At 55.5% G+C, this 5149-nt stretch carries 4 protein-coding genes and 1 pseudogene; 4 read left to right on the top strand and 1 reads right to left on the bottom strand.

Annotation, left to right across the window (positions count from 1 at the left end; genetic code table 11):
* Positions 1 to 564: pseudogene (locus AC1DKD_RS38915) on the bottom strand (hypothetical protein); the annotation flags it as partial.
* Between the two features lie 1637 nt (positions 565 to 2201).
* Here AC1DKD_RS38915 and AC1DKD_RS38910 point away from each other — a divergent pair.
* From AC1DKD_RS38910 to AC1DKD_RS38895, 4 genes are all read left to right on the top strand, one after another.
* Complete coding sequence (locus AC1DKD_RS38910; protein ID WP_441634464.1) at positions 2202 to 2708, top strand: DUF6471 domain-containing protein; 507 nt, start codon at positions 2202 to 2204, stop codon at positions 2706 to 2708.
* 765 nt (positions 2709 to 3473) lie between these two features.
* The gene (locus AC1DKD_RS38905; RefSeq protein ID WP_441634462.1) at positions 3474 to 3845 is read left to right on the top strand and encodes a hypothetical protein; all 372 of its coding nucleotides are present in this window, start codon (positions 3474 to 3476) and stop codon (positions 3843 to 3845) included.
* Between the two features lie 549 nt (positions 3846 to 4394).
* The gene (locus tag AC1DKD_RS38900) at positions 4395 to 4757 is read left to right on the top strand and encodes a YHYH domain-containing protein (protein ID WP_441634460.1); all 363 of its coding nucleotides are present in this window, start codon (positions 4395 to 4397) and stop codon (positions 4755 to 4757) included.
* A gap of 198 nt (positions 4758 to 4955) precedes the next feature.
* Positions 4956 to 5149: hypothetical protein (locus AC1DKD_RS38895; protein ID WP_477144531.1), on the top strand; the 194-nt coding region annotated here is incomplete at its 3' end.

The following is a 5149-nucleotide window of genomic DNA, read 5'->3' as shown; positions in this document are numbered from 1 at the left end:
CAGATAGTCCTTGAGAAACCGTGCATTATTCAGGAGTTGAATATTCATGGACGAATTTTGTATTATTTTGTATGGCACCCCCATTCGCGCAAATACCCGCTCGGCGGGAAGAAAGTGAAACGTCCCGAAATCGTCCCTGAAATATGAGTCGGGGTGGCTTAGTGTTTGGGCATACAGCCGGCCATCGTCCCTCACCTCGTCGACGTAAACAGACATTTTTGTTACGACAAGAAAGTCCGGATGATAAGGTCCGGTCCCATGGCGCTTGCCATTTTTATCGAGGTAGTCAACCTGGATTTCTTTAGGCTGCGCGAAGTAAGCGATAACGCTTTCGTCGTTTTCGTACTCCATCGCTTTTGCCAATTCGCCAGCCATGCTCTCCACTAGAATATGATGTCCCATCTTCTTACTTGGGTATCGAGACATCACGTTTCCATAGTGATTCTTCACGGTACGTGAAGGTCCGTTGTTGATAACGTGGTGAACATATCGCCGTCCTTCTTCAGGTATATTCATCTGGCAAAGGATATTCTCCACGTGTTCACTCAGGTTTGCTTGCTTCATTCCAATGCTCCTTTTGGTGTTGGTGATTAGCACTTCTGATGCACAAAAAATGATGGCAATAACTCACCTTCTTCAAGAAAGATGACTCTTTAAGTTCACAGGCAAAAGCGGGGCATCTCAAGATAATCTCCTTCTTGAGTTGCGAAAAATAGCTCCCCGTCGAGAAATTCGATTTCCTCGAAAGGTGGTGCCGGCTGGGGCTTGCTGCGGGGCGACGTTCTTACCGACCCGTCCTAAGCGGCAGAGGGCTAGTTGGATGCGTGGTAGGGTTTTCTATGCTCCATGATTACAGCCTCCATGGTTCAGTCGAGTTTATGCCTGCCGTGAAATTGTGCAAGCAGATTTTTGAGAAACTATCTGGTGATGTGGAGGGTTTTCCCTGTGCTCTCACATAGAATGTGTATTCGGCCAATAGGCATTAACTTGATATATTGAAAGTTAACTACTTAATAATCGCACAATACTATCTACGCGGTTTCTACGTGCCACCTCCTGCGAAAGGCGACTTTCGCCGTCGCTGCCGAGATGCCATGTTTCGGGTCGACCACGAGGATGCGCTTCGCTCCTTGCGGTTGAGGTGCCGGGAGCATGCGCATCCAATCGGTCGGATGAGCAATCTGAAGGAACAGAGTCCTGGCGCTCTCAATCGACGCTGGCCTGCTGTCAAGGGAGCCAGCGAACCACCGCGCCGATGGTCCAAGACACTGCAGGAGGGTGCGCTGCTTAAGCTTGGCTCCCCACTCGCATTCGTTGATGAGGACTACGTCGTCGTAGTCCTCAAGAACTTCGGCCAGATGCGGAGACCATCGGAAGAATCCAGCGTCCAGGATGCTGTTTGCCGTTGTGCCTCGATGCTGAGCGGGCACGCCTTTACACGACGGGTGGAGGACTCCGTCGCACACAAAGAACAGAATCCTCATCGCAGCTGCTCCTCGCTGTACCGAAGACTCCCCCTTTCGTCGCTGGGACCGGAGATTGTGTTCGTGTTGCGAAGCAGAGTACGTAGCGCTTGAATAGCGTTTTCCAGGTCCTTCTGGCCTTCGACGATGACGCTGGATTCACAAAGAATTGGTAGAACCTGTCCCCAATCTGTATCGAGCAGAACCGGGTGGGATGGGCGACGTCGCTGGAGGTCGACGCGCAGCCATTCACGCCTGGCGGTCACGACTGGGTGGTGGTATCGATGGAATCTGTTGCCAGGGAGGGTCGCCCCAATGACGCTTGCACGTGTCGTCGCTGGCAGGCAGGAGAGGGCCTCCCTGTATCCTGCCTCAAAGACATACCAACTATGCAAGACGATTGCGGTTGAAGGGGATGCTAGGAGAAGCTCTTCGAACAGTGCTACGTTGCTCGCCAGGATGCTAGGAGATTCTGGGCTTCGCTTGGCGGTAGCGTGCTGAGGGTGCAGGATTCCCTCGGGATTGAGATAGAGAGTGGTCACGACGAGCCTCGCTCAAGGAGGCGCACAGTCTCGCATCGGGGTCCGCGTGTCTGCGGACCAGATACAATGCATGTGCTGCACTGTTCTTGAGATGCCTGGCTCTGCCGGAGGAGGGCTCTAGTTCTGCTTGGACGAGCAGGCTTTTCCCTGTTTATTGCTATACGGTTAACAGGGCAACAACATCAGCGAGGGCCGCTTGAGTCATGTTGATACAGCGTGGACGCGACTAGCGTCACGTACCGCCCGCGGCTTGCTGGTGCGGAAAGGGGTTTCGTACGAGCAACTGGTCGAATGCCTGGCGGCCGTCGACCTGGTGGAGTCCGTCCGTGCCGTCGAGGGTAAGGTCCAGCGCGGCTCATTTCGTTGCTGCTTCTTTTTCCAGCTCCTGCTTGCAGTAGAGGCGGACCTCCCGGATGGATTGACACTGTCGAAGCGCCAAGAATCATGGGAGGAGGCGTGTACCAGGACTTTCCTTCGCGAGCTGGACTCCCACGGCTTGACATACGCCGTCCTGACCAAACGGTTGCAGAAGCTGGGCTTAGAGGTGAGCACGACGCAACTCGAGCAGCAAGTCTCATCGGGCAGTTTTCCATTCACGCTCCTCCTCCAACTTTCCGCCGTAGCGCCTGTCACTTTGCTTCAGCGGTTCGTCGACCAGACCGACATCGAAAAGGCTGCGCAGCTGCACGTTCATGGTGGCTAAAGTCTTGGTATGTGTAAAACCATACCGAAAGACTAGGACAAAAAACGTAGAATGCAAGGAAGCGCTAGGTCTTTTCGATGGTGTCCCTACGGGTAGGGACACCTTGCCGTCATTGGTGTGATGCAGAGGAGGGCGGCCCAACCTTGAAACTGCTGCCGCACGGACTACACTCGATTTACACACGCGCTGTCGCCTACAAGCAGAACTACTTCCTGGCAGCGCTCAATTCCCCTATCCGCGGTTGCTAGCTGCCAGACGCTGATGCGTTCGAACTTCCAAACGGTTGTTTGTCTCGGCACACTGTCGACTTAGGCATCATCAAAGCTATCCGGCGCCGCGGTTCTCCCGTTGGGGGGCGCCATGCCTTTTTGGTCGGTTGCATCAGTGAACGAGGAGCCGGAGATTGGGCTTCGCCGTTGGCGTGTCATTGCGACTGAACGAGGTGAGCACCATTTCGTTGGCCAATCCATCGCAAGCGGCTCAGGTCGCGTGAGCTCTGCAATCACGTCTTTCGACATACAGACCCGGACCGGACAGACTCAGAGTGGACGTCGCTACACCCTAATTGGGCAGCCCGGATACGACCCGGATGGCATGCATACCTGGGCTATCTGGGCTCTCGCGAACAACGTTACGCAACAGACAAACGTGAGCTCGCAGTATCTCGCACCTGAGGATGCGGATGATGGCACGCCCACGACATAGCAGCGGGTGGGTGGGTTCGCTTGAGTGGAGTTCTCGGTTGAGCATCAAAGGAGATTCAACATGGCGAAAGTCTTCGCCCTCCTGGCTGCCAAGACAGACGAAATTCGCGTCACACATTGGCGCCTATTACAGACTTACCATCCGCGTTGGCACGTCTTCGGGCGATTCGGAGCTGGTGGCGGATTCTGGATAACTCCACCCCTCGTCTTTCAGGATGTCCGGAGGCTGGTGGCCGAAGCAGCGAATGGCAAGCGATACCGATTGATTGGCGAGCCAGGAATGGCCTCAATGGCTGCCTCTTTCGTGGAGTGTTGCGCGACCTTCGACGCGCGGCTCGCATGCACGGTCGACGTAACCGCGGATTTTCTGGACCTGCGCCGAAGGATGGTAGGCGAGGGCAGCGACGGCTCTCAGGGAGAAGGGGGAAGGTGAGAGAGGATACGGCACACCCTGCCAGCGCTTTCTCAGGAAATGCATCTCTCGCATACTAGAGTTGTGACAGGCCTCGCACACGGGGTCTGTCTACCCGGGTGGCTAAGCTGAGTGGCATGTGCGCATCGCTTGAAGACCTAGCGTGGCTTGCCGTGCGCCCTGACGGGCACAAAGACTTAGCGGCAGACATTCTGCTAGGTCTCTATGAGGGACTTCACCGCCGATGGAATCGACCGTCTTAAGCGCGAAGCCAGTAATCCGCCTCCTCGCTCAGGCACATCGAAGCTCTATATATGGCTCTACAACGATTCGCACGTTCCAAGGACAAGGTTTGGCCGAACTCGGCCAAATTGCATCCAATCGCTGAGGCTCTCGCGCGCTGGCATCCTGGATTGGTCCTTGGCTGCCAGTGTGGTCTTTCCTGTGAGAGGCCTTCTCGCGGACCGAGTTTCTCCCTCTCTCGCAGGATAGTCAGGGCATTCCGCACGCGGGACAATGAAGTAGCGGCGTTGTCAGCCGCACGATAAATCAAAGAAGAAAGGGGGAGGGATGGACGTTATATCTGCTCGTGCGCCAGTTTTGGGGCGCGCTGGTCGCAAGGCGGTGTTCCGTGTGGGTGTTGGATTTGTCTTTGCGCTAATAGCCGGYTCGGCAAATGCCCACGGCGGAGGGTTGGACGCCAACGGTTGCCACCACAACCGCAAGACCGGGGAGTACCACTGCCATCGGGGGCCCGGCTCGGCCGGATTGACTTCTACTGCAAATGCGACGGCGCCATCTGGCAGACCGGCATCTGCATCAGCGTTTGTGTCAAATCGTGGCGTGGCGGCGGAGCCCACTTGCTATACGGGGCCGCGCGGTGGCACCTACACAATTACAGCGAGCGGCCGCAAAAACTACGGCGGCTGTTGAGCCTAGCGGGTCTGAGCGACCAAGGCTCGCTAGGGCGTATCCGCTTATCCTATGATGACTTCTTGTCACTACCTCTTTTGGTCGTAGAGCAAAAGAGGTAGTATTTAAAAAATTTGCCAAATCTATCGGCTTGGATATCGAGGGTAGGCATGGGGGGCAGGGACTATGTGGCATGACGTAGAGGCTGAAGTTGACCTCTTGAACTTCGACCTTGTCGCGAGCGTAGCAACACAGCTTATCCGCGATTCTGGCGGTCATCCGCTGACGATTGGGATATCCGGCGGTTGGGGCGGCACGTTTTACKAGCAGTGGGTGAGGTTGGCTCCACCACTAGCGGATGTTCCATTGACTCCCTATCTCTATCTCAGTCGAGACCGGACGCTTGCTCTCGC

The organism is Cupriavidus sp. 05T313 (assembly GCF_056396665.1).
The sequence above is the reverse complement of the archived record's forward strand: the minus strand, read 5'-3'. Positions and strand labels throughout refer to the sequence as shown.